Consider the following 23,031-nt stretch of genomic DNA (forward strand, 5'->3'; position numbering starts at 1 on the left):
GGCGGCGCCTCAGACGGCGAACCCGCCGTCGGCGTTGATCGACGCCCCGGTCACGTACCGGCTGTCGTCGCCGGCCAGGAACGCGACCACGGCGGCGATGTCACCGGGCTGGGCGTAGCGGCCGAGCGCGGTGAAGCCGCGGAACGTGTCGGCGCCGGGGTTGACGGCCGGGTCCGCCGGGTTCGCGTCGGTGTCGGTCGGGCCGGGGTTGACCAGGTTGGCGGTGATGCCGCGTGGCCCCAGGTCGCGCGCCAGCCCCTTGGTCAGCCCGGTGAGGGCGCTCTTGCTCATCGAGTACAGCGCGAACCCCGGGAAGGGCGTCCGCTCGGACACGTTGCTGCCGATGCTGATGATCCGGCCGCCCTCGGTCATGTGCCGGGCGGCGGCCTGCGCGGCCACGAACGGCGCCCGGATGTTCACCGCCAGGGTCTGCTCGACGGCTGCCGAGTCCAGCTCCTCCAGCGGCGCGACGATGAACGCGCCCGCGTTGTTGACCAGGATGTCCAACCGGCCGAACGCCGCCGCGGCCTGGTCCACCGCGTCGGTGAGCGCGGTGACGTCGGCGCAGTCCGCCTGGATCGCCAGTGCCCGGCGGCCGGTTCCCTCGATCTTCTCGACCACGGCCGCGGCCTGGTCGGCGGCCTGCTGGTAGGTCAGCACCACGTCGGCCCCGTCCTCGGCCAGCCGCTGTGCCACTGCCGCGCCAATGCCCCGGCTTCCCCCGATGACCAGCGCGACCCTGTCGTTGATGTTGTTCATGGTGATCAGCTTCGCGGTTCAGCCGGGGTGTTGTCTGGCGGAGTTCGGCCGTGGACCTCGGCGGGTAGCGGTGGGGCTCACGCGCTGTCCGACGGCGGGTCGATGACGCGGAGGACGATCTTGCCGCGCACACCGCCGGCTTCCAGTCGGCGGTGCGCTTCGGCGATGTCGGCGAGCGGGTACACCGTGTCGACGATCGGCCGGATCGCGCCGCTCTCCACGTACCCGGTCAGGTCGGCGAACAACCGGTGGGTCGGGTTGCCGGCGAAGAACCGCGCCCGCCGAGGGCCGAACGCGCTCGACGCCAGGAGGTAGCCGACCGAGGACAGGATTCTGTTGATGTCGAAGGCGATCGCCACCATCCGTCCGCCCGGGGCGAGCAGGCGCCGGTAGGCGGGCAGGTCGGTGCCGACGGTGTCGAGGACGACGTCGAACCGGCCCAGCTCGGCCGGGCGGGTGGCGCGGTAGTCGACGACCTCGTCCGCGCCGAGGTCGCGCACGAAGTCGAGGTTGCGCCCGCTGGCCAGCGCGGTGACGTGGGCGCCGAACGCGTGGCCGAGCTGGACGGCGGCGCTGCCGACGCCACCGCTCCCGCCGCGCACCAGCAGCCGCTCGCCGGGCCGGAGCCGTGCCTTGTCGCGCAGGGCGATGATCGCGGTGGAGCCGACGCCGGGCAGGGCCGCGGCCTGCACCAGGTCGACTCCGGCCGGGCTGAGCGCGAGCTGCCTGGGGTGCACGGCCACGAACTCGGCGGCGCTGCCGAACCGCCGAGGCAGGCCGCCCCACACCCGGTCGCCCACCCGGGGGCCGGGCCGGCCGGCCGCGGCGGCGCCCAGCGCGACCACCTCACCGGCGAAGTCCAGGCCCGTCGCCTTGGGGCGCCGGCCGAACGGCACCGGCAGCCTGCCGGCCCGGAAGTACACCTCGCCGCCGTTCACACTGGCGGCGTGCACCCGGACCAGCACCTGGTCCGGCGTGGGCACCGGCACCGGCGCCCTGCCCTCGTACAGCACCTCCGGTGGGCCGAACCTGTCGAAGCGGGCCGCGCGCATCTCGTTCACGTTCGCCGATCCTGTCTGTCACCCCGCCGTCCCGGCGGCGGCAAGTGGACGGTGCTTTCCAGTTCGACGCCACGCTAGCAGGGTAAGTGGAAAGGCCCATCCGGTTGAGCTGAAGTGAGAAAGACGCGTCGAACACCTCTCAGTCGCTCGGTTCGCCCGCTCGGTTCGCCCGCTCGGCAGGACGCGGACGGGCGCCGGTGGCTCAACCCTTGGTCGACCCCAGGGTCAGGCCACCGACGAACTGGCGTTGCAGCACGAGGAACACCAGCACCGTGGGCAGCGCGGCCAGCAGCGAGCCGGCGGCCACCAGGTTGTAGTCGGTGAAGTACTGGCCGGACAGGTTGGCCAGCGCCGAGGTGATCGGCATCTTGTCGCCGGTCTGGATCAGCACCAGCGCCCACATGAAGTCGTTGTAGATCCAGGTGAACTCCAGGGTGGCCAACGCGGCCAGCGCCGGCCGGCACAGCGGCAGCACCACCTGCCAGTACTGGCGCAGCACCCCGGCACCGTCCACCCGCGCCGCCTCGGACAGCTCGAACGGGATCGTCTTCATGAAGTTGCTCAGCACGAACGTGCAGAACCCGGACTGGAACGCCACGTGGATCAGCACGATGCCCAGCTGCGAGTCCAGCAGCAGCCCGCTGTCGCTGAGCCACTCCGGCACCGGCGTCAACAGGTACAGCCGGTACAGCGGGACCACGATCACCTGCTGCGGCAACAGGTTGCCCGCGGTGAACAGCATCAGCAGGGCCAGGTTGAACCTGAAGTTGAACCGGGACACGCCGAAGGCCACCAGCGAGCTGAACAGCAGCACCAGCACCAGCGCGGGAATCGTGATCAGCAGCGTGTTCAGGTAGTAGTGCGGCAGTTCCGCCTGGGTCCACGCCTTGCCGAAGTTGTCCAGGGTCAACGACTCGGGCAGCGAGAAGTACCCGTTGCGCGCGGTGTCCTCGTAGTCGCGCAACGAGGTGTAGACCGCCCACAGCAGCGGGGCCAGCCAGATCAGCGAGGTCACCGTGAGGAACACGTACAGCGCAACGCGGAAAGCGCGTTCCCTGCCACCCCCTGCGGGTTTCCCGCCGTGCCGTGGGGTCTGGACCGGCGCGGTCATGCCCGCTCCTCCCTGCGGAACACCTGGAACAGGTAGGTGATGATGAAGCCGAGCGAGATGATCAGCAGGATCACCGCCAGGGCTGAGCCCCAGCCGATCCGGCTGGACTCGCCGATCACGTTGTCGGTGATCAGCACCGACACCAGCTCAAGACCGTTGCGGCCCTTGTTGATGACGTAGACGATGTCGAACGCGCGCAGCGCCTCGATCACCGTCACCACCAGCACCACGATGTTGACCGGCTTGAGCACCGGGAACACCACGCGCCAGAACGCCTGCCAGGCGTTGGCCCCGTCGAGTGCGGCGGCCTCCTTCAGCGCGGGGTCGACCGCCTTGAGGCCGGCGAGGAACAGCAGCATCACGTAGCCGGCGTGCCGCCAGCCCGCCGCGACGAGCACCGCGTACAGGTTCAGGTCGGGGTTGCCCAGCCAGTTGATCTGGTTGGCCTCGGCCCGCCCGATCAGGTTGTTGATCAGGCCGTTGTCCGGCTGGTACATCATCTGCCAGATGAACCCGACCAGGGCCAGCGACAGCACCATCGGCAGGTAGAACGAGGTCTGGTAGAAGCGGCCGAAGCGCAGCTTGCGGTCCAGCAGCACGGCCAGCAGCAGCCCGAACGCGGTGGGCAGCACGAGCAGGAAGAACAACCAGACCAGGTTGTGCTGCACGGCCGGCCAGAACCGCGGGTAGCGGGACACGATGTCCACGTAGTTGTCCAGGCCGACCCACTGGATGTCCTCGATGCCGCCGATGCCGTTCCACTCCGAGAACGACAGCACCACCGACGCCAGCGTGGGCAGCCACACCAGGGCCACGTGCAGCACGGTGGGAACACCCAGCATCAGCCCGAGGACGAGCTGGTCGGCCCGGCTCAGCGAGGTGGCGCGGCGCCGCCCCCGGCCCGGCCACCGCTGCCCGGGGGCGGCGGTGTCGGCCGTGGCGGGAGCGGTGGCCGGGGGTTGGTCAAGCACAGCCATGAGTCAGCCTCACCCGGTGAAGATCGTCTTCGCCTGGTCGGCGAGTCCTTTGAGGACGGAGTCGATGTCGTTGGGGTTGTTCAGGAACGCGTTGATCCCGTTGGTGGCCGCGTCACTGGCGAAGCGGGGATCGGTGTCCCGGTCGAGGAACTGGGTGAGGTGCTTGGCCTGCCCGACGAAGTCGATGTACTTCCGCTGCAGCTTGTTGTAGCCGGAGGTGTCCGCCTGCGCGTTGGTGGCGATCACGCTCGGGTTGGCCTTGGTGTAGAGCACCGGCGCCTCGGCCCCGCCCAGGAAGCGCAGCAGCTTCTTGGCGCCGTCCGGGTTGCCCGGCTTGCGGGAGAGCATGAACCCGTCGATGGGCGCCTCGACCGTGTCCACGCCGTGGGCCGGGTCGATCTCGGGGAAGGCGAAGAAGTCCAGGTCGTCCAGTTGGCCCTTGGTCTTCTCCAGCACCTGGTTGCCGATCACCATCATGCCGGCCTCGCCCTTCTCCAGGCTGTCCGAGGCCTCCTGCCAGGTGCGGCCCAGCGCGTTCTCCTGGTAGTAGGGCAGCAGCCGGCGCCAGTTCTCGAACACCGCCCTGACCTTGGCGCCCTGCCAGTCCTCCTTGCCGCGCATCAGGTTCATGTGGAACTCGTAGCCGTTGGTGCGCAGGTTGATGTAGTCCAGCGTGGCCATCTGCGGCCAGCCGTCCTTCTGGCCGACGGCGATCGGGATCAGCCCGTCGGACTTCATCCGGCCGGCCAGCGCGACCAGCTCGTCAAAGGTCCTGGGCACCTCGTAGCCGCGCTGCTGCCAGATGCTCGGCCGGTAGAACACCGCCCACGGGTAGTAGTAGAACGGCACGAAGTACTGCTTGCCGTCCGCGCCGGTGGACGCCTCCTTCTGCGCGGCGCTGAAGTTGGCGCCGATGTCGGTCCACACGTCGGAGAGGTCGCTGGCCAGCCCCTGGCCGGCGAAGTACTGCATGCGGTAGCCGGCGAACCAGCAGAACACGTCGTCCGGGCGGCCCTGCAGGTAGTTGGTGATCTGCTCCTGGTAGGTGTTGTGGTCCTTGGTGTTGACGGTGACCTTCAGGTTCTGCGCCTTGGTGAAGGCGTCCATCACCGACTGGACCGCGCCCTTGGGCACCGCGTCGGAGTAGTTGGACCCGAACGTCACGGTGTCGGTGGACCCACCGGACCCACCCGACCCGCACGCGGCCAGACCGGGTAGCGCGGCCACCCCCGCGGTGGCGAGCAGTCCCTTGAGCATGCTTCGCCGGCCCAGTGGGGGGAGCACCCCCGCGGTGTCGGACAACGGGGAGCGGGGCGAGAAACGGGCCATTGTTCCTCCAGAGTGGGTACCCACAACCAAGGCCGAGAACTAAACGCGTGGTGAACGAACTCGAACAAAGTTGCGCACAATGTGTGGTCCGGGACACAGCGCTGTCAAGGTCTCGTTACCTAGCTGGTACCGTGTCGATCCCCCCGAAGGTAGGAGGAATTGCGGCATCCTGGCGACGCGGCCGGAAGAAAAGTCGCGGAGCGTGACCGCCAGGTCAAACAGAGCCCAACAAGCTCGGATGTTTGTTTGTGTTGACGTTCTCGGGCGCGTCAGCCACGCTGTGGTGCTGTGACGACGAGTTGGCCCACTGGTATGTCAGGTCTCGGCTGGGGTGGCGACTACAACCCGGAGCAGTGGTCGCCGGAGGTGTGGCGGGAAGACGTCAAGCTGATGCGCCAGGCCGGCGTGAACATCGTCAGCGTCGGCATCTTCTCCTGGGCACTGATCGAGGTCGAGGACGGCCGCTACGAGTTCGGTTGGCTCGACGAGGTCATGGACCTGCTGCACGCCAACGACATCCGGGTCGACCTGGCCACCGCCACCGCGGCGCCGCCGCCGTGGCTGACCCACCAGCACCCGGAGATGCTGCCGGTCCGCTCGGACGGCACCCGGCTGTGGCCGGGCTCCCGGCAGTCATACTGCCCCAGTTCCCTGATCTACCGGCACAAGGCCGTCGCCCTGGCCACCCGCATGGCCGAGCACTACCGCGACCACCCCGCGCTGGCCGGCTGGCACGTCAACAACGAGTACGGCTGCCACGTGTGGAAGTGCTACTGCGACAACTGCGCGGTGGCCTTCCGCGACTGGCTGCGGGAGCGCTACGACAAGGACCTCGACCGGCTCAACGAGTCCTGGGGCACCGCGTTCTGGAGCCAGCGCTACAGCGACTGGGACCAGGTCCTCCCGCCGCGCGACACCCCCACCTTCCGCAACCCCGGCCAGCAGATCGACTTCGCCCGCTACAGCTCGGACGCGCTGCTGGAGCTGTACAAGGCCGAGCGGGACGCGCTGCGCGCGATCACCCCGGACGTGCCCATCACCACCAACTTCATGGTCGCCGGCGCCCTGTACAAGCTGGACTACTGGTCGTGGGCCAGCGAGGTCGACTTCGTGTCCAACGACCACTACGTGGCCGCCGAGGACCCGGAGCGGCACATCGAGCTGGCCTTCTCCGCCGACCTGACCCGCGGCCTGGCCGGTGGGCGCCCCTGGCTGCTGATGGAGCACTCCACCTCGGCGGTCAACTGGCAGCCGCGCAACGTGGCCAAGCGACCCGGCGAAGCCCGCCGGCACACCTACGCCCACCTGGCGCGCGGCGCCGACGGCACGCTGTTCTTCCAGTGGCGCCAGTCCAAGGCCGGCGCCGAGCGCTACCACTCCGGCATGGTGCCGCACGCCGGTCCGGACACCAAGGTCTTCCGCGAGGTCTGCCAGGTCGGCGCCGAGTTCGGCCGCGCCAGCGAACTCCTCGGGTCCACAGTGGACGCCTCCGTGGCGATCGTCTTCGACCCGCAGTCGTGGTGGCTCGCCGAGCAGGAAACCCACCCCACCAAGGACTTCTCCTACCTGGCCACCGTGTTCGGCCTCTACCGCGCGCTGTGGCAGGCCGGCGTCACCGCGGACTTCGTGCCGCCCACCGCCGACGCCGACACCCTGGGCCGCTACCCGCTGCTGCTGGTGCCCGCGCTGTACGCGGCCACCGACCAGACCGCCGCGCGCATCGCCGACTACGTGGCCGCCGGCGGGCACGCCCTGATCACCTGGATGTCCGGGATCAGCGACGAACGCGGCCACATCCGGCTCGGCGGCTACCCCGGCGCGTTCCGCGACCTGCTCGGCGTGTGGACCGAGGAGTTCTTCCCGCTGGCCGGCGGGGACACCGTGCACCTGGACAACGGGCACACCGCCGCGGTGTGGACCGAGTGGGTGCACCTGCGCGGCGCCCAGGCCGTGGCCAGCTACACCGACGGCGCCCTGCCCGGGGTGCCCGCGCTCACCCGCAACACCCACGGCCGAGGCGTGGCCTGGTACCTGGCCTGCGGCCTGGACCGGGACGGGCTGCGCGAACTGGTGGACACCCTGCTCACCGAGGCCGGCGTCGAACCGGTGGTGGCGGCCCCCACAGGGGTGGAGGTGGTGCGCCGCCGGGGTGAACACGCCGGGCAGCCCGTATCGTGGCTGGTGGTGATCAACCACTCGGCCGGCGACGTCCAGGTGCCGGTGTCCGGGGTCGACGTGCTGTCCTCGGCCCGGGTCTCCGGCGAACTGACCGTCCCGGCCGGCGACGTCGTGGTGCTCAGGGAAGACCCCAGGGAAGAAGAGGTGTGACAGTGCTGGCGCGGCAGCGGCAGGCGGTGATCCTGGAGGAGGTGCGGCGCACCGGGGCGGTGCGCGTCAGCGACCTGGTGGTCCGCCTCGGCGTGTCGGACATGACCGTGCGCCGGGACCTGGACGTGCTGGCCGCCAGGGGCCTGGTCGAGAAGGTGTACGGCGGGGCCACCTCGGTGGCCGGCCGCAGCACCGACGAACCCGGCTTCGAAGCCAAGTCCGTGCGCCAGCTGCCGGAGAAGGAGGCCATCGCCGGCATGGCCGCGGCCCTGGTGCGGCCCGGCACCGCGATCGGGCTGTCCGCCGGCACCACCACCTGGACACTGGCCCGGTTCCTCGACGACGTGCCCGACCTGACCGTGGTCACCAACTCGATCCGGGTCGCCGACGTGCTCCAGCAGAGCGCGCGCACCGACCGGACCGTGGTGCTCACCGGCGGCGTGCGCACCCCGTCGGACGCGCTGGTCGGGCCGGTCGCCGTGCAGGCACTGCGGTCGCTGCACCTGGACGTGGTGTTCCTCGGCGTGCACGGCATGGCCGAGCGCTCCGGGTTCACCACGCCCAACCTGAACGAGAGCGAGACCAACCGCGCGCTGGTGGACGCCGCCGGCCGCGTGGTCGTGGTCGCCGACCACACCAAGTGGGGCACCGTCGGCATCTCCACCATCGCCGACCTGGACGAGGCCGACGTGCTGGTGACCGACGAGAACCTGCCCGGCGAAGCCAGGAGCGTGCTCACCGAACACGTCGGTGAGCTGGTCCTGGCCAGCACGTCGGGCCGTCGCGAGGAACTGGCATGAGACGAACCAGCAGGACGTTGGCGGACGGTCGGGAGATCATCTACTTCGACGACAGCGCCGACCCGCCGCCCCGCACCGCCGAGGACACCAGGGACCTGCCCGCGCAGGCCCCGCACTCCGAGGTCCGGCGCGACCCGCTGACCGGCGAGTGGGTGGCCATGGCCGCGCACCGGCAGACCCGCACCTACAAGCCCCCGGCCGACCTGTGCCCGCTGTGCCCCAGCGCGCCGGGCCGACCCACCGAGATCCCCGAGTCCAGCTACGACGTGGTGGTGTTCGAGAACCGCTTCCCGTCGTTCGCCACGGCCGTGCCCGACACCAGCGACACCGTGCCCGGGCTGTCCATGGTGGCGCGCGCGCCGGGGCGGGGCCGGTGCGAGGTGGTCTGCTTCACCTCCGACCACAACACCTCGTTCGGCCAGCTCAGCCCCGCCCGGGTGCGCACCGTGGTGGACGCCTGGGCCGACCGCACCACCGCGCTCAGCTCGCTGCCCGGGGTGGAGCAGGTCTTCCCGTTCGAGAACCGGGGCGAGGAGATCGGCGTCACCCTGCACCACCCGCACGGCCAGATCTACGGCTACCCGTTCGTCACCCCCAAGACCGCCCGCATGCTGGAGGTGGCCGGCGAGTACCAGGCCGAACACGGCCGGCCCCTGCTCGGCGACGTGCTCGCGGCCGAACGAGCCGCCGGCACCAGGGTGGTGGCCAGCGGCGAGCACTGGACCGCCTACGTGCCGGCCGCGGCGCGCTGGCCGGTGGAGGTGCACGTGGTGCCGCACCGCCAGGTGCCCGACCTGCCCGCGCTCACCCCGGCGGAGCGCGACGAGTTCGCCCACCTCTACCTGGAGGTGCTGCACCGGCTCGACGCGCTCTACGACCGGCCGCTGCCCTACATCGCCGCCTGGCACCAGGCGCCGGTGCGCACCGGCCGCGACCTGGCCTGGCTGCACCTGGAGGTGTTCTCGATCCTGCGCACCGCCGACAAGCTGAAGTACCTGGCCGGCTCGGAGTCGGGCATGGCGGTGTGGATCAACGACGTCACCCCGGAGCAGATCGCCGAGCGGCTGCGCGGCTGATGCGCGCAAGGCGGTGACCAGCGACAATAACCCAGAGTGAGGTTCCTGGTCACCGCGCCGCTGCGGTTTTCCCCCGCGCGGGTGGATTCCACACAGGATGCCCAGGCACATCTAAGGCTGTTCTCAGGACCACGGCGCACAGTGGTGACATGACCGAGAATCACCCGGCGGCTCCAGGGGATGAGCCGGAGCGCCACCAGCAGCCAGTCGACGGCGGCACTGGCCAGTCGGCGGGGAATTCACCCGAACCAGTGAGCCCCTGGGCCCGGCCCCAGCCGGCCGCGGGGGAGCACCAGCCCTTTCTCGGCAGCCACCAGTCCGGCCCGGCCGAGCCGGCCGGCCCCACCGGCCACGGTGCCACCACCCCGGCCGGGGCCACCGCGGTCGGCGCCGGCCAGGTGAGCGGCCAGCCGGGCGGCACGCTTGCGGGCGGCCCGGGCTACGACCCGTCCGCCGTGCCGGGCCCCGGCCAGCAGCCGGGCCAGCAGCAGAGCCAGTACGGCCAGCCGGGCCAGTACGGCCAGCCGGGCGAGCCGGGTCAGCCGGGTGCGCAGCCTGGCCAGCCGGGACATCCGGGCCAGCCGGGGGCGCAGCCTGGCCAGCCGGGGTTGTTCGGCCAGCCGGGCATGCCGGGCTTTGCCGGACACCGGCCCAGGGGGCGCGGCCGGGGCCGGATCGTCGCCGGAGTCGCGGTGCTGACGCTGCTGGTCGGCGGGGTGGCCGGCGGCATCGGCGGCTACGTCGGTTACCAGGCGGCCAGCGACAACCAGTCGGTCAGCAACGCGCTCAGCCAGCCCACCTCGGGCAAGCAGACCGCGAACGCCCCGGCCGGCAGCGTGCAGGCGGTGGCCCAGAAGCTGCTGCCGAGCGTGGTGCAGCTCCAGGTGACCAGCCGCACCGGCTCCGGTGAGGGCTCCGGCTTCGTGATCAGCTCGGACGGCCAGATCGTCACCAACAACCACGTGGTCGAGTCGGCCGCGACCGGTGGTGGCGAGATCAAGGCCGTGTTCCAGGACGGCACCAGCGTGCCCGCGACGATCGTCGGCCGGGACCCGACCTCGGACGTGGCCGTGGTCAAGGCGCAGAACGTGTCCAACCTGCCCGTGGTCGAGCTGGGCAACTCGGACAACCTGCAGGTCGGCGAGGGCCTGGTGGCGATCGGCTCGCCCTACGAGCTGACCGGCACGGTGACCTCCGGCATCGTCAGCTCGCTGCACCGGCCGGTCCGGGCCGGCGGGGAGAGCGGCGACCAGACCACGGTGCTCGACGCCATCCAGACCGACGCCGCCATCAACCCCGGCAACTCCGGCGGTCCGCTGGTGAACATGCAGGGCCAGGTGATCGGCATCAACTCCGCCATCTACACCCCCAGCAGCGGCATGCCCGGCCAGGAGGCGCAGGGCGGGTCGGTCGGCATCGGCTTCGCCATCCCGATCAACCAGGCGCGGCGCACCGCCCAGGAGATCATCGACACCGGCAAGGCCACCCAGACCGTGCTCGGCGTGAGCGTGCGCGACACCCAGGGCAACAGCGGCGCGGAGATCGTGGACGTCAGCTCCGGCGGTGCCGGTGAGAAGGCCGGCATCAAGGCCGGTGACGTGATCACCAAAGTCGACGACCGCCGGATCGACAGCGCGGACGCGTTGATCGCCGCGGTGCGCTCGCACGCACCCGGCGACAAGGTGAAGATGACGATCGGCACGAACAGGACCGTCGAAGTCACCCTGGGGAGTCAACCGGTGACCGTCAAGTAGCCGGGCGAACCTGCCGATAACGTCTACAGTGGACGCTCGTGAGCCACCCGGCCCGTTGCCCCCGGGCCGGGTTTGACCGGGACCGCACACCAACGAGTTCCCCCTCACTCGTTGGAGTGCGGTCCCGGTTGTTGTTCCCGTCCCGCCACCGTCCTAACCGGACTTCTTCGGGTCGGGCCTCTTCCCGGCTCGGGTTGTCCTGGCCAGGAACGTCCTAACCGGACAGACCGGGGCCGGTGGGCTCGAACAGCGCGCTGACCGACTCCCCGTCGTGGATGCGGCGCATGGCCTCGGCGAGCGCCGGCGCGATCGACAGGATCCGCAGCTTGGGCACGCGCTCCTCGACCGGGATCGGCACCGTGTTGGTGCAGACGATCTCCAGCACGTCGGGCTGGTCGCCGATCCGCTTGAGCGCCCCGCCGGAGAACAGCCCGTGCGTGCAGGCGACCCGGATGGACCGCACGTTCAGCTCGCGCAACCGGTCGAGCAGCTCGATGACCGTGCTGCCCCTGGCGATCTCGTCGTCCAGCACGATCACGTCCCGGTCGGCCACGTCGCCGATCACCGAGCTGATGCTCACCCGGTCTTCGGCGAACCGCTGCTTGGCGCCGGCCGCCACCCGAACACCGAGCAGCCGGGCGAAGTGCGAGGCCTCCTTGGCGTTGCCCAGATCCGGCGACACCACCGTGGTGTTGCTCAGGTCGTACTGGCGGAAGTGGGCGGCCAGTTCGCGCAGCGCGTGCAGGTGGTCGACCGGCACCCCGAAGAAACCGTGCACCTGCGGCGAGTGCAGGGTCATCGCCAGCACCCGGCTGGCCCCGGCCGCGACCAGCAGGTCGGCCACGAGCCGGCCGCCGAGGGAAATCCGCGGCGCGTCCTTCTTGTCCGAGCGCGCGTACGCGTAGTGCGGCATCACCACCGTGGTCCGCGCCGCCGACGCGCCCCGGGCCGCGTCCAGCATGAGCAGCAGCTCGACCAGGTTCTCCTGCACCGGACGGACCAGCGGCTGGATCAGGAACACGTCCCGTTCCCGGCAGTTGGCCTGCAACTGGACTTCCAGGCAGTCGTTGGCGAACCGCTGGACCCGCGCCGGATGCAGGGGAACGCCGAGGTGAGCGCAGATTTCCGTGGCCAGTTCTGGGTGGGCACTGCCGCTGAAGACGGCGATGTCGCGCACGGGGCCGCTCCTGTTCGGAATCTGATCGGTCGGATTGAGCCGGACAAGCGGTCAGGCCGATGCTAATCCGCCGTACTGGTGGGTGACACCACAGTGATCGCGCCTGCCCACCCCTGCTGACGTGGCGTCACCCCTGGCCCCCGGCGCCGCCGGCCCGGGTGCTGGAGGTGACGCGACACGTGGCACAACGCGCCAGCCGGCCGCCACCGCCCGGCGCGTCTGACCAAACGACTACGGTGAGCCGTATGGAACGCAGTGCGCAGCGCCTCGGGCGTGCCCTGGTCGTGATCGTCAACGACCGGGTCGTGCATGGTGAGAACGAGGACACCACCGGCCCCCTGGTCACCGAGCTGCTGGAAGAGGCCGGCTTCATCGTGGACGGCACCGTGGCCGTCGCCGGAGAGACGGTGGAGATCCGCAACGCGCTCAACACCGCGGTCATCGGCGGTGTGGACCTGGTGATCACCGTGGGCGGCACGGGCGTGTCACCCCGCGACGTGACACCCGACGCCACACTGGGCGTGCTCGACCGGCCGATCCCGGGCGTGGCCGAGGCCCTGCGCGCCTCGGGCCTGGCCGCGGGCGCGGTGGACGCCGGCATCTCGCGCGGCCTGGTCGGCGTGTCCGGCAGCACCCTGGTCGTCAACCTCGCGGGCTCCCGCACGGCCGTGCGCGACGGCATGGCCACCCTGTCCACGCTGGTGCCCTACATCATCGAGGAACTGTCCGGCCTCTGACCGGCGCCAACCAGCCTCCAGCCGACCGCTGCCCACCCCTGACCGGCCCCTGTCCGACCTCTGGCCGGCCCCTGACCGGCCACCCGGCACCGGCGGGCCCCCAACACCCGGCAGCCGCCCAGCTCGCTGAGCCCGCGCCACTCCCACCCGCGCGGGCTCAGCAGCGCCGATCACTCCGCGACCGCCTGGGGGCCCCTCCCCCCCCCACCCCCCCACCCCGCCCCCGTCACGCCCTCGTCCCCACCCGCCCCCGCCCCTCGGGCGCTCGACGCGCGTTCCACCCCGGGCTCGTGGTGCTTCCCGGCCCACCCCTGGCCCCGGTGGTCGCGCGCACGCGGCACCATGGAGCCATGGGTGAGCAACAGCAGGAGCCGTCCCGCCGGCCTCGGCACCGGCGGCGGGTCGCCGAGGTGTTCGGTGACGTGCTGCCGGACACCACCCGGGACGAGCGCGACCCGGGGGAGCAGACCCCCGACCGGGAAGCCTGGTACCGGGAGAACCGGCCGCCGCACCACGAGGACCGCTGACACGCCCGTCCAGCCGCGCCCGGAACCACCCCACCCCGCCCCGGCCCCGAGACCGGCCCGGCCGGGTCAGGCCGGGTCGTCGCCCCGGACGAACTGGTCGCGGATCCCGGCCAGGAAGGTCTGGTCGTCCTGGGCCTCGCGCCGGGCGATGGTCTCCTCGGCATCCGGTCCCGCGAGGTAGCGCAGCTGGTCGGTGCCGTCGGTGGCCGCCCGGTAGATCACCTCAGCCACCAGCGCCGGCTCGGCGGCCTGTTCGGTGATCGGGGCGAAAGCGGTGAACACGTTCCTGATGATCTCCTGGAACTCCACCAGCCTCTCGTCGTTGGGAATGTCCATGGTGCGGCCGAAGTCGGTGCGGACGACGCCGGGCTCGACGATCTTCACCCGGACACCGACCTCGGCCAGTTCGAAGCTCAGTGCCTCGCTCGCGCCCTCGATGGCGAACTTGCTGCCGTGGTAGAGGGTGCCGAGCGGAAAGGTCATCCGCCCGCCGACCGAGGACAGGTTGACGATCACGCCGGAGCGCCTGGCGCGGAACAGCGGCAACACCGCCTTCGTGGTCTCCAGCAGGCCGATGACGTTGGTGTCGAACAGGCGCCGCACCGTGTCCATCGGGGTCGCTTCCAACGGCCCGTACACGCCGTAGCCGGCGTTGTTGACCAGCACGTCGATCCCGCCGAACCGCTCGACACCGGCCCGCACCGCCGCGGTGATGGAACCCGAGTCGGTGACGTCCAGGCGGGTGACCAGGACGCGGTCGAGGTCGCCCAACTCCTGCTCGTCCTCGGGCCGGCGCATCGTGGCGACCACGTTCCAGCCGCGTTCCTCGAACAGCAGGGCGGTGGCTCGCCCGATTCCCCGGGAAGCCCCGGTGACCAGGACTGTTCCGGCAGCTGGTGGGTTCGTCATGGCAGCGCTCCTGTCGTCGTCGGTCATGGCACCGACATCTGGCTACTGGTGCGCGCTCCCCGGGACAAGGGCGAACCGGCGATCGGTCGTCAGACCAGCGGCGGGGCCTCACCTCCCCGCGGGGGCCGAGTCGCCTGCTGGACCTGCCCGTGCTGCTGCCCGTGCCCGGCGGCGGCCTGCTGCGCGCGGAGCAGGTCGCGGATCTCGGTCAGCAACTCGACGTCGGTCGGTTCGGCCGGCCCAGCCTCCTTGCCGCGCTTGCGGCGCTCCTGGATCGCCCGCATGGGCAGCACGAAGATGAAGTAGACGACGGCCGCCACGATCACGAAGTTGACCGCCGCGGTGATCACGCCGCCGAAGTCGATGACGATCGGGGTGCCGTCCGGCTTGGTGCCGATCCTCGGCCCGAGCTGCCCGGTGCTCGCCGGCCCGATCGCGTCGACGATCGGTTGGATCAGGTGCGTGGTGATGGCGCTGACGATCGCCGTGAACGCGGTACCGACGACCACGGCCACAGCCAGGTCGATCACGTTGCCGCGCATCAGGAAGTCCTTGAAGCCCCTCAGCATGGTGCGATCCCTTGTCCCTTGCCTCCCCGGGGACGGTCCGACCGTGGCCGCCCGACGAACAGTGTTAGCGGAGCGTAACTGTCACCGGGTGCTGGAGTGAGGCGCCCGCCACCGCGGCGGAGTCGTCCCTGGCCACGGCCAGCACGACCAGCTGTCCGTGGTCGCGCTCCGACCGGTCGACGGGACGCACGGTGACCACGGTGGCGCCGTCGGCCAGGATCTCGCCGGCTGTGCCGACCGAGTCGCCAGCCACCACGTCCACCCGGCTGCCCGGGTGCAGCAGGTCGGCGACGGCGGGATCGGCCAGCCGAACGGCCACGGCCACGGCGTTGGGATCGGCGCCGCTGGGCAGGGCGCTGTCCGCGCCGACCAGGCGTGCGTCCGTGAGCGGTTCGCCCGCGCGGGCCGCGCCGGCCAGCACCCGACCCACGGCGGTGGCCGGTTCGGTGAGCGCGCCGGCCGGCACCAGGTGCGTTGGCATGGCGACCGGGCGGACGTCGTCGCGGGTCAGCGTCTGGCCCGGGGCGAGATCCCTGGCCGTGACCAGCGTGGTGGCCGCCGCCTCGGACGCGGTGGCCGGTGGGAACAACGCCAGGCCGACGGCCAGCAGCGCGAGCAGTGCCGCGACCAGTCGACGGGGCAGCGTCAGCCGAGCCAGCCAACCGGCGCCCAGTCGGCGGAACCGGTCGTGGAACAGGGGCGCCAGCGGCGTGCTCGTGGTGTTCGTCACGTCTTCTCCTTCACGGTGGTGATCCGCTGGTGAGGCGGATCACGTGGTGTCGGAATCGACGCTAGGCAGGTTCGACGCTGGTGGCGAGAGGGTGTTGTCGGCCTGTGGATAACTTCCGTGGCCTGTGGATAACTCCGGTCAGGAGCTGGCCGCGCTCGCGGCGGCCGGCTTGCTCGCCGACGAGGAACCGCTGTCGGAGGAACTCTTGGTCGAGGAGCTGTCGCTGGACGAGCCCGAGGAGTCGCTGGACTTCTTGGCCTCACCCGAGCTGCTGGTGCTGCTCGACTTGCTGGCGCCGCCCTTGCTGTCCGAGCGGCTGTCGTTGCGGTAGAAGCCGCTGCCCTTGAACACGATGCCCACCGCTCCGTAGAGCTTGCGCAGCCGCCCGGAGCACTCGGGGCACTCGGTCAGCGACGCGTCGGAGAAGGACTGCACCGCCTCGAAGCGGTGATCGCACTCGGTGCAGGCGTACTGGTAGGTGGGCACGGTCGCTCCCTCCACAGGGAATCCCTCGGCATTGGCACTCTCGACCCGAGAGTGCCAATGAGATGATGCGGCACGCTGGACACCACGCGCAACATTCCTGCACAACGCCACATTTCCAGGCCACGGCGCCCAGCCGCCGGAGCCGGACCAGGCCCGTCCAGGGCCGGCCCCGCGGTCGCCAGCGCCGCGGCCGTGCCGGGCTCAGCGGGCGGACGGCAACAGCCGGACCAGGCCCCGCCCCGGGGTCAGCGCCGCGGTCATCCGCACGTCGTGCGGCTCGGCCGGCAACTCGGCCACCACCTCGTCGTCGCGGACCACGGCCACCAGCGGGGAGGCCGGACGCGCCAGGGCCAGCGAGCGGTCGTAGTGCCCGCCACCCCGACCCAGCCGCACGCCGGCGCGGTCCACGGCCAGCGCCGGCACCAGCACCGCCCGCGCCTCGGTGACCGCGGCCGCGCCGAGCCGGACGCCCGCTGGCTCGCGCAGCCCGTGCCGGCCGGGCGCCAACCCCGCCGCACCGGTGAACACCGACCACTCCAGCGGTGCCGCGCCCACCACCACCGGCAGCAGCACCCGGTAGCCGGCGCCGGCCAGCCGGTCGAGCAGGTCCAGGGAACCCGGCTCGGCGCCCACCGGCACGTACGCGCACACCACCGGCTCCCCGGTGGCGGGCACGCCCAGCGCGGCCAGCGCGTCGAGCACACCGTCGGCCAGCCGCGCCGCGTCGGCCGCGCGCACCCCGTCCGGCACGGCGCGCCGCGCGGCCAGCAACCGGGCGCGCAGCCGCGCCTTGTCCGCCCGAGCGCCGTTGTCCGCATCGGACCCGTTGTTCACCACGGTGTCCATCGTGGTCTGGTCCACGTGACGCGTTCCACCGGACTCACCAAACCGGCCGGCGCGGGCACGGGTTTTCCAGTCACAGCGATTTCCCAGCCGGCGTCAAGGCGACCGGTTGAGCGCTCGCCGTTAGGCTCGCAAACCATGAGCTCGACGAGCGCCTTCCACACAGCAATCGTGCCAGCCGCCGGGCTGGGTACCCGTTTCCTGCCCACCACCAAGGCAGTGCCCAAGGAACTGCTTCCGGTGGTGGACACCCCGGGAATCGAACTCGTCGCCGCCGAAGCGGCCGAGGCTGGCGCGGACCGTTTGGTGATCGTGACCTCACCGGACAAGGAGTCGGTTGGCGAGTACTTCAAGCCGCAGCCGGAGCTGGAGAACACGCTGCGTGAGCGCGGAAAGACCGACCTGCTGGCCAAGGTGCGCCGCGCGCCCGACCTGATCAAGGTGGAGATCGCGCTGCAGCACAAGGCATTGGGGCTCGGCCACGCGATCGGCTGCGCCGAACCGAATCTGACCGACGCGGACGAAGCGGTCGCGGTACTGCTGCCGGACGATCTGGTGCTGCCGACCGGAGTACTGACCAAGATGGCCGCGGTGCGCCAGCAGTACGGCGGCACCGTGCTGTGCGCATTCGACATTCCGCGCGAGCAGATTTCCGCCTACGGCGTTTTCGACGTTGCCGACACCGGCGACGAGGACGTGAAAAAGGTCGTCGGCATGGTGGAGAAACCACCCGCCGATCAGGCGCCGTCCACCTTTGCCGCAGCCGGCCGGTACCTGTTGGACCGGGCCATCTTCGACGCCATCAAGCGCATCACCCCGGGCGCCGGCGGCGAACTCCAGATCACCGACGCGATCGCGCTGCTGATCGCCGAGGGTCACCCGGTGCACGTGGTGGTGCACCGTGGCGGACGCCACGATCTGGGCAATCCCGGCGGGTTCCTCCGCGCTGCCGTGGACTTCGCCCTCGATCATCCTGACTACGGTCCCGATTTGGCGGAGTGGCTGCGGGACCGCGTCCGGAACGCCTGAACGGCAACGAGGTCAGCACCATGAAGTCAGTGGACGAGCAGCTTTCCCGCGTGATCGCCACGGCGGTCCGACCGGCCCCGGTGCGGGTCGCCATCGCCGAGGCACAGGGGCTGTTGTGCGCCGAGGAGGTCGTCGCGGAACGGGCGCTGCCCGGGTTCGACCAGGCGGCGGTCGACGGGTACGCGGTGCGCAGCGTGGATGTGCAGGGGGCCGGTGAGCAGTCCGTGGTGCTGCCGGTGGTCGGCGAGATCACCCCGGGCTCGCGGCAGCCGAGGCGGCTGCAGCCCGGCCAGGCCGTGCGCGTGGTCACCGGAGCCCCGCTGCCGACACTGGCCGACGCCGTGGTGCCGCTCAGCCACACCGACAGCGACACCCAGGACACGACCAAGGTCACCGTGCGCCAGCCGGTGCCCTCGGCCGCCTTCGTCCGGCGCACCGGCGAGGACGTGCAGGTCGGTGAGGTGGCCGTGCGGCGGGGCACGGTGATCGGTCCGGCCCACGTCGGCCTGCTCGCCGCGGTGGGCCGGACCAAGGTGCTGGCCCACCCCCGGCCGCGCGTCTCGGTGATCTCCGTCGGTGTCGAACTGGTGGACATCGAGCGCAACCCGGGCCAGGGGCAGGTCTACGACGTCAACTCCTACGCGCTGGCCGCCGCCGCCCGCGACGCCGGTGCCGAGGTGAGCCGGGTCGGCATCCTCGGCAGCGAGAAGCGGCGGCTGCGCGAGGTCGTGGAGGGGCGGCTGCTGCTGTCCGAGATCGTGGTGGTGGCCGGTGGGGTGGGCGGTTCGGCCGGGGACCAGGTCCGGGCCGCCCTGGCCGACCTCGGTGAGATCGACACGACCAGGGTCGCCATGCACCCCGGGTCGGTGCAGGGCTTCGGCCGGCTGGGCCCGGACGCGGTGCCCACCTTCCTGCTGCCCGGCAACCCGAGCAGCGCCCTGGTCGTGTTCGAGGTGCTGATCCGGCCGCTGATCCGAACCGCGCTCGGCAAGCCCAACCCGTTCCGCCGGGTGGTCAACGCCCGGCTGCTGGCCCCGCTCAGCTCCACCAAGGGGCGGCGCGGCTTCCTGCGCGGCCAGCTGCTGCGGGACACCGACACCGGCGAGTACCTGGTGCAGCCGCTGGGCACCTCCGGTTCGCACCTGCTCGTCTCACTGGCCGAGGCCAACTGCCTCATCGTGGTCGACGACGACGTCAGCGAGGTGGCCGCGGGCGAACAGGTGCCCGTGAGCTTCCTGGCGCAACGCGGTTGAACCGGCTGAGCTTCCAGAACCGCACCGGTTGACCGCCCGGCATGATCGGCCAGGATGAACTCGTGGTGCGGCGGTGGGGACCGTGCGGCGGTGGACGGCGGCGGGAACGAGGGTGCGATGAACCGACCTGGCTACGGCACCGGCCCGTCCCGGGAAGGTCTGGCCAGGGAGGTGGCCAGTCGGCACCCGGGATGGCCGGCCCGCCTCGGTCCGCTGACGGTCGCGGCGGGCCAGGTGGTGCTGCGGCCACCCCGGCTGCGCGACGCGAGCGCGTGGAGCCGCATCCGCCTGCGGGACCGCGACCACCTGGAGAACTGGGAGCCGACGACCACGAGCGGCTGGGCCGAGCGCAACGCCCTGCTGGCGTGGCCGGCCCAGTGGTCGACGCTGCGCTCCATGGCCCGCCGCGGTCAGGCACTGCCCTTCGTGATCACGGTGGACGGACAGTTCGGCGGGCAGATCACCGTGGGCAACATCGTGCGCGGGGCGCTGCGCTCGGCGTGGGTCGGGTACTGGGTGGACAGCCACCTGGTCCGGCGCGGCGTGGCCACGGCCGCCCTGGCCCTGCTGGTCGACCACTGCTTCGGCCGGGCCGGCCTGCACCGGCTGGAGGCGACGGTCCGCCCGGAGAACGCGGCCAGCCGGCGGGTGCTGGCCAAGGCGGGGTTCCGCGAGGAGGGACTGTTCCGCCGCTACCTGGACGTCGCCGGGGACTGGCGGGACCACCTGTGCCTGGCGCTGACCGAGGAAGAGGTCGCCGACGGCGTGGTCAACCGGCTGGTCGCGGCCGGTGCCGCCCACATCCCGGGAAGTTGACCGGGAAAATTGGGGTGTAGCGCACATTCGCGTACCCGATCGGGTCGGCGTGCCTCCGACACTCGTGTGACTGTTGTGACTAGCGTTGCGACGGCAGCAGACGTGCGACTCGCGGCTAGGGGGAGGTGACGAGGACATGCCCAGTTCGTTAATCATCGTCGCGCTGGTGGTCGCCTGGCTGGTCGTCCTCGTCCCCATGGTCGCGCGCAAGCGCCAGGAGGTCGCCAGGACGGCGGACTCGGCCCTGGCCGCGAGAGTGGTACGGAGTGGCAGCACGAGCAGGGGGGAGGAGGAGTTCGCCATGGCTGGCACGGACAACACCGATCCGGAACTGACTCCCGAAGACCCGCCGACGCGCACTCGGCCCAGCGACCAGCACGGCGGTTTCGCGGCCGACGACGAGTTCGACGACGACTACGACCAGGACTACGACGAGGGCGTCGACGCCGACGGGGTGGACGACACCGACGAGACCGACGAGCCCGAGGACTACCCGGCCAACGCCCCGCGCGAGGCCCGGCCGTACCGGCCCGGCCGGGGCGGCTTCGACCCGGAGAGCGCCGCAAGGCAGGCCCGGGCCAAGTACGCCTTCCGGCAGCGCGTGGTGCTGCTCATGCTGCTGCTCGCGGTGGCGAGCGCGGTGACCGCCGCCCTGGTCAGCCCGCTGCTGTGGTGGGCGCACGGCGTGATCGACCTGATCCTGGTCAGCTACCTGGTCTACCTGCGCCGGCAGGTGCGGATCGAGGCGGAGATCCGCGAACGCCGCGCCGCCCGACTGGCCGCCGCCGGCCGCCAGCGGCCCACCCCGCAGCCGGTCGACCGCGACCAGCCGGACCAGCCGCCCACCCGCCGCGTGGCGCCGGTCGACCACCGTCCCGTCCGGCCCAACGCCGTGGTGGTCGATCGCGAGGACGAGGACCCCATCTTCGACGAACTCGAAGCCCACGTGACCAGGCCTTATCGTCGTGTGGTCGGTGAGTGAGGGGTCCGTTTAGGACCCCTCCGGCAGGCCTGCTATGCTTCCTGTCGTACCGATCACCGGGCCACCCGGTCCAGTGAGAGGCACGGGGCTGTAGCGCAGTTGGTAGCGCGTCTCGTTCGCATCGAGAAGGTCAGGGGTTCGATTCCCCTCAGCTCCACTCACGAGTGAGCGAGGTTTGTTCGCGGAAAGCGCGAACCGCCTCGCTCGTCGTGTTTTCCGGGGGTGCAACCCCCGGACCCCGCCCGGTGGGCTTCGCCCCCGGACCCCCACCGGTTGGTGCGTTTCGCGTGAGCCTTCCCGGCCACCGCGCATCGAGCGCGCGGTGGCCGGAGTCCGACTGTCCAGTGTGGAGCGGATCAGCTTCCCGAGGGACCCGGACCGGTGCCGGGACGCGGGAGGTTCATGAAGTCGTTGATGAGCTGCTGCACCTCCGCTCGGCTGTACTGGTCCGGCGTGTTCCGGATGCTGGAGAGCCGGTGGTACACGTCCATGTACTGCTGGAACTGCTGGGTGGTCCCGCCCGGCCAGTCGATGTCGGCACTGTCGGCCATGTCCCTGGTGGTGGCGGCCGCGTCCACGGGATCGGGATTGTTCCGCATCGCGTCCAGTCCCGGTTCGGCCAGCTCCTGCTGGCGTTGCAGCTCGAATCCCCCACGCGGCACGGCCGTCACGTAGGCCAGGCCGCCGGTCAGGCCGCCCCGCTCGATCTGGGTCGCCGCGTCGTCGAGGTTGCCGGACAGGCTTCCGGCCGCGCTGTTGTCCCGCCCGTCGCCCGCCCACAGGTTCGCGGTGTGGTTGTTCATCTGCCTTTCCGACTCCTGCAACCACCTCGCCAGATCCCGCTGTTGCGCAGGCGTGCTGGATTCGGCCTGGCTTCTGTACCAGCTGTTGAAGGCGTCGACGATGTGGTGGTTGGGGATGACGTGCCGGCGGTGCTGGCCGGGGTTGATGGGCACAGCCTGCTGGGTGGCCGCGGTGAAGTTGCTCCGGCTGATCGGACCGCTGTAGTGGGAACGACGCGTCGGACGAGCGCCATCCACGTTGTAGAACCCCGGTGGGTGTTGCGCCGCCTCGCGCCTCGGCCTGCGCTTGGAGAGCGGCTGCGTCTGCGAGTCATCACCGTCGTCGTCCCGTGGCCGTTTCCGCCCCGCATCCGAGGGCCCAGCGGCGTCCGACAGGTGCAGGTCGCCCACCTCGTGTGAAAGCGAGTCCACGGAACTCAACTCGGTCGAGGACGGCGAGCTGGGCGGCGGTGACACCCGGGTCCGGCTGAAGCTCGGTGCGTCCGGCAGGGCGATGGGCCTGGTCACCGGAGGGGAACTGCGCGGGCCGGCGCCGGCCGTCGTGGTTGGCACGGGGGTGGAGCCGACGTGGGGCGGATCGCTGTCGATCTGGAACCTCTCGAAGGCCAACCTGACCGAGTCGTCGGTTTGGCTCAGGGTCTCGCTGCTGGCCCGCACGCCTGCTCCGCTGTCCCGCAGTCCCGAGGCCACCGCACGCACCTGCTGGCCGATCTGGGTCGTCGTTTCGGTTACCCTGGCGTTCATCGCCGCCGCGATCGGCGCTCCGGGGGCGCGCAGGTTGCTCAGTCCCTGTGCGGTGTGGTCGGCGGCGGTGGCGAGCTGGTCGTGGTGTTCCGCCCTGGCCTGCATCGAAGCCAGGCTCATCGCGGCTCCGGGACCCTCCGTGGGGGTCACCGGGGGCTGCCCGGTGCGTGGTGGCCCGTTCAGATCCGGGTGGCTGGGTCTGCCGGTCCCGCCCGCAGACCCGTGCTTCGA

At 71.2% G+C, this 23,031-nt stretch carries 23 protein-coding genes and 1 tRNA gene; 11 read left to right on the plus strand and 13 right to left on the minus strand.

What is annotated here, in order from left to right; all coding sequences use genetic code 11:
- Window positions 1-9: 9 nt before the first annotated feature.
- From LX83_RS28230 to LX83_RS28250, 5 genes are all read right to left on the minus strand, one after another.
- Window positions 10-759 carry an SDR family NAD(P)-dependent oxidoreductase gene (locus LX83_RS28230; protein ID WP_253776775.1) on the minus strand — a complete coding sequence of 250 codons (750 nt, stop codon included), beginning with the start codon at window positions 757-759 and terminating at the stop codon, window positions 10-12.
- 77 nt (window positions 760-836) lie between these two features.
- On the minus strand, window positions 837-1,811 hold the full coding sequence (locus LX83_RS28235) for an NAD(P)-dependent alcohol dehydrogenase (RefSeq protein WP_253777092.1): 975 nt from the start codon (window positions 1,809-1,811) through the stop codon (window positions 837-839).
- A 211-nt stretch (window positions 1,812-2,022) separates the two neighbouring features.
- Window positions 2,023-2,931, minus strand: a complete 909-nt coding sequence (locus LX83_RS28240; protein WP_253776776.1) for a carbohydrate ABC transporter permease — start codon at window positions 2,929-2,931, stop codon at window positions 2,023-2,025.
- Window positions 2,928-3,908: a carbohydrate ABC transporter permease gene (locus tag LX83_RS28245; RefSeq protein ID WP_253776777.1), complete on the minus strand. Its 981-nt coding sequence runs from the start codon at window positions 3,906-3,908 to the stop codon at window positions 2,928-2,930. The genes LX83_RS28240 and LX83_RS28245 overlap by 4 nt, the downstream gene beginning before the upstream one ends.
- A gap of 9 nt (window positions 3,909-3,917) precedes the next feature.
- Window positions 3,918-5,237 carry an ABC transporter substrate-binding protein gene (locus tag LX83_RS28250; RefSeq protein ID WP_253776778.1) on the minus strand — a complete coding sequence of 440 codons (1,320 nt, stop codon included), beginning with the start codon at window positions 5,235-5,237 and terminating at the stop codon, window positions 3,918-3,920.
- 312 nt (window positions 5,238-5,549) lie between these two features.
- On the opposite strand from LX83_RS28250, the gene LX83_RS28255 reads away from it, so the two are divergent.
- From LX83_RS28255 to galT, 3 genes are read left to right on the plus strand one after another with little or no spacing between them, the layout of a single operon-like run.
- Window positions 5,550-7,565, plus strand: coding sequence for a beta-galactosidase (locus LX83_RS28255; RefSeq protein WP_253776780.1), 2,016 nt, complete (start codon window positions 5,550-5,552; stop codon window positions 7,563-7,565).
- Window positions 7,566-7,567: 2 nt separating this feature from the next.
- Window positions 7,568-8,365: a DeoR/GlpR family DNA-binding transcription regulator gene (locus LX83_RS28260; protein ID WP_253777093.1), complete on the plus strand. Its 798-nt coding sequence runs from the start codon at window positions 7,568-7,570 to the stop codon at window positions 8,363-8,365.
- Window positions 8,362-9,441 (plus strand): galactose-1-phosphate uridylyltransferase, encoded by a 1,080-nt coding sequence (galT, locus tag LX83_RS28265; RefSeq protein WP_253776782.1) that lies wholly within the window; start codon window positions 8,362-8,364, stop codon window positions 9,439-9,441. The genes LX83_RS28260 and galT overlap by 4 nt, the downstream gene beginning before the upstream one ends.
- Window positions 9,442-9,680: 239 nt before the next feature.
- Here the strand turns inward: galT and LX83_RS38800 are convergent, their stop codons facing one another.
- A complete protein-coding gene (locus LX83_RS38800) occupies window positions 9,681-10,088 on the minus strand; it encodes a hypothetical protein (RefSeq protein ID WP_301329048.1) in 408 nt (135 codons plus the stop codon).
- Window positions 10,089-10,133: 45 nt separating this feature from the next.
- Between LX83_RS38800 and LX83_RS28270 the strand changes: the two genes are divergently transcribed.
- Entirely contained in the window at window positions 10,134-11,195 is a 1,062-nt protein-coding gene (locus LX83_RS28270) for a S1C family serine protease (protein ID WP_407649684.1), read from the plus strand.
- Between the two features lie 214 nt (window positions 11,196-11,409).
- Here the strand turns inward: LX83_RS28270 and LX83_RS28275 are convergent, their stop codons facing one another.
- Window positions 11,410-12,372, minus strand: coding sequence for a ribose-phosphate diphosphokinase (locus tag LX83_RS28275; protein WP_253776784.1), 963 nt, complete (start codon window positions 12,370-12,372; stop codon window positions 11,410-11,412).
- A gap of 245 nt (window positions 12,373-12,617) precedes the next feature.
- On the opposite strand from LX83_RS28275, the gene LX83_RS28280 reads away from it, so the two are divergent.
- Both LX83_RS28280 and LX83_RS28285 read left to right on the plus strand, forming a co-directional pair.
- Entirely contained in the window at window positions 12,618-13,109 is a 492-nt protein-coding gene (locus LX83_RS28280) for a MogA/MoaB family molybdenum cofactor biosynthesis protein (RefSeq protein ID WP_253776786.1), read from the plus strand.
- A 350-nt stretch (window positions 13,110-13,459) separates the two neighbouring features.
- Window positions 13,460-13,636, plus strand: coding sequence for a hypothetical protein (locus LX83_RS28285; RefSeq protein WP_253776788.1), 177 nt, complete (start codon window positions 13,460-13,462; stop codon window positions 13,634-13,636).
- 66 nt (window positions 13,637-13,702) lie between these two features.
- On the opposite strand, the gene LX83_RS28290 is transcribed toward LX83_RS28285, so the two are convergent.
- The 5 genes from LX83_RS28290 to LX83_RS28310 all read right to left on the minus strand — a co-directional run bounded on the left by LX83_RS28290 (window position 13,703) and on the right by LX83_RS28310 (window position 17,176).
- Window positions 13,703-14,545, minus strand: a complete 843-nt coding sequence (locus LX83_RS28290; protein WP_253776790.1) for an SDR family oxidoreductase — start codon at window positions 14,543-14,545, stop codon at window positions 13,703-13,705.
- A gap of 89 nt (window positions 14,546-14,634) precedes the next feature.
- Entirely contained in the window at window positions 14,635-15,114 is a 480-nt protein-coding gene (gene mscL / locus LX83_RS28295) for a large conductance mechanosensitive channel protein MscL (RefSeq protein ID WP_253776792.1), read from the minus strand.
- Between the two features lie 64 nt (window positions 15,115-15,178).
- Window positions 15,179-15,844 (minus strand): SAF domain-containing protein, encoded by a 666-nt coding sequence (locus LX83_RS28300; protein WP_253776794.1) that lies wholly within the window; start codon window positions 15,842-15,844, stop codon window positions 15,179-15,181.
- A 138-nt stretch (window positions 15,845-15,982) separates the two neighbouring features.
- Window positions 15,983-16,330 carry an FmdB family zinc ribbon protein gene (locus tag LX83_RS28305; RefSeq protein ID WP_253776796.1) on the minus strand — a complete coding sequence of 116 codons (348 nt, stop codon included), beginning with the start codon at window positions 16,328-16,330 and terminating at the stop codon, window positions 15,983-15,985.
- A 201-nt stretch (window positions 16,331-16,531) separates the two neighbouring features.
- Entirely contained in the window at window positions 16,532-17,176 is a 645-nt protein-coding gene (locus LX83_RS28310; RefSeq protein ID WP_301329078.1) for a 5-formyltetrahydrofolate cyclo-ligase, read from the minus strand.
- Between the two features lie 135 nt (window positions 17,177-17,311).
- On the opposite strand from LX83_RS28310, the gene LX83_RS28315 reads away from it, so the two are divergent.
- The 5 genes from LX83_RS28315 to LX83_RS28335 all read left to right on the plus strand — a co-directional run bounded on the left by LX83_RS28315 (window position 17,312) and on the right by LX83_RS28335 (window position 21,410).
- Window positions 17,312-18,202, plus strand: coding sequence for a UTP--glucose-1-phosphate uridylyltransferase (locus LX83_RS28315; RefSeq protein ID WP_253776800.1), 891 nt, complete (start codon window positions 17,312-17,314; stop codon window positions 18,200-18,202).
- 20 nt (window positions 18,203-18,222) lie between these two features.
- Complete coding sequence (glp, locus tag LX83_RS28320; RefSeq protein ID WP_253776802.1) at window positions 18,223-19,455, plus strand: molybdotransferase-like divisome protein Glp; 1,233 nt, start codon at window positions 18,223-18,225, stop codon at window positions 19,453-19,455.
- Window positions 19,456-19,572: 117 nt separating this feature from the next.
- The gene (locus tag LX83_RS28325) at window positions 19,573-20,271 is read left to right on the plus strand and encodes a GNAT family N-acetyltransferase (RefSeq protein WP_253776804.1); all 699 of its coding nucleotides are present in this window, start codon (window positions 19,573-19,575) and stop codon (window positions 20,269-20,271) included.
- Window positions 20,272-20,407: 136 nt separating this feature from the next.
- On the plus strand, window positions 20,408-21,253 hold the full coding sequence (sepX, locus tag LX83_RS28330; protein WP_253776806.1) for a divisome protein SepX/GlpR: 846 nt from the start codon (window positions 20,408-20,410) through the stop codon (window positions 21,251-21,253).
- Window positions 21,254-21,337: 84 nt separating this feature from the next.
- A tRNA-Ala gene (locus LX83_RS28335) sits at window positions 21,338-21,410 on the plus strand.
- Window positions 21,411-21,609: 199 nt separating this feature from the next.
- Here the strand turns inward: LX83_RS28335 and LX83_RS28340 are convergent.
- Window positions 21,610-22,920, minus strand: a complete 1,311-nt coding sequence (locus tag LX83_RS28340) for a hypothetical protein (RefSeq protein WP_253776808.1) — start codon at window positions 22,918-22,920, stop codon at window positions 21,610-21,612.
- Window positions 22,921-23,031 lie beyond the last annotated feature (111 nt).

Source organism: Goodfellowiella coeruleoviolacea (genome assembly GCF_024171785.1).
In the GTDB taxonomy this organism is placed as follows: domain Bacteria; phylum Actinomycetota; class Actinomycetes; order Mycobacteriales; family Pseudonocardiaceae; genus Goodfellowiella; species Goodfellowiella coeruleoviolacea.

Excerpts from the sequence above, each read along its gene's own strand:
- galT (WP_253776782.1), top strand. The coding sequence starts at position 8,362 with ATGAGACGAACCAGCAGGACGTTGGCGGACGGTCGGGAGATCATCTAC.
- LX83_RS28255 (WP_253776780.1), top strand. The coding sequence starts at position 5,550 with ATGTCAGGTCTCGGCTGGGGTGGCGACTACAACCCGGAGCAGTGGTCG.
- LX83_RS28290 (WP_253776790.1), bottom strand. The coding sequence starts at position 14,545 with ATGACGAACCCACCAGCTGCCGGAACAGTCCTGGTCACCGGGGCTTCC.
- LX83_RS28315 (WP_253776800.1), top strand. The coding sequence starts at position 17,312 with ATGAGCTCGACGAGCGCCTTCCACACAGCAATCGTGCCAGCCGCCGGG.
- LX83_RS28245 (WP_253776777.1), bottom strand. The coding sequence starts at position 3,908 with ATGGCTGTGCTTGACCAACCCCCGGCCACCGCTCCCGCCACGGCCGAC.
- LX83_RS28230 (WP_253776775.1), bottom strand. The coding sequence starts at position 759 with ATGAACAACATCAACGACAGGGTCGCGCTGGTCATCGGGGGAAGCCGG.
- LX83_RS28250 (WP_253776778.1), bottom strand. The coding sequence starts at position 5,237 with ATGGCCCGTTTCTCGCCCCGCTCCCCGTTGTCCGACACCGCGGGGGTG.
- LX83_RS28340 (WP_253776808.1), bottom strand. The coding sequence starts at position 22,920 with ATGAGCCTGGCTTCGATGCAGGCCAGGGCGGAACACCACGACCAGCTC.
- LX83_RS28325 (WP_253776804.1), top strand. The coding sequence starts at position 19,573 with ATGAACCGACCTGGCTACGGCACCGGCCCGTCCCGGGAAGGTCTGGCC.
- LX83_RS28240 (WP_253776776.1), bottom strand. The coding sequence starts at position 2,931 with ATGACCGCGCCGGTCCAGACCCCACGGCACGGCGGGAAACCCGCAGGG.
- sepX (WP_253776806.1), top strand. The coding sequence starts at position 20,408 with ATGCCCAGTTCGTTAATCATCGTCGCGCTGGTGGTCGCCTGGCTGGTC.
- LX83_RS28280 (WP_253776786.1), top strand. The coding sequence starts at position 12,618 with ATGGAACGCAGTGCGCAGCGCCTCGGGCGTGCCCTGGTCGTGATCGTC.
- LX83_RS28310 (WP_301329078.1), bottom strand. The coding sequence starts at position 17,176 with ATGGACACCGTGGTGAACAACGGGTCCGATGCGGACAACGGCGCTCGG.
- glp (WP_253776802.1), top strand. The coding sequence starts at position 18,223 with ATGAAGTCAGTGGACGAGCAGCTTTCCCGCGTGATCGCCACGGCGGTC.
- LX83_RS28235 (WP_253777092.1), bottom strand. The coding sequence starts at position 1,811 with ATGCGCGCGGCCCGCTTCGACAGGTTCGGCCCACCGGAGGTGCTGTAC.
- LX83_RS28285 (WP_253776788.1), top strand. The coding sequence starts at position 13,460 with ATGGGTGAGCAACAGCAGGAGCCGTCCCGCCGGCCTCGGCACCGGCGG.
- mscL (WP_253776792.1), bottom strand. The coding sequence starts at position 15,114 with ATGCTGAGGGGCTTCAAGGACTTCCTGATGCGCGGCAACGTGATCGAC.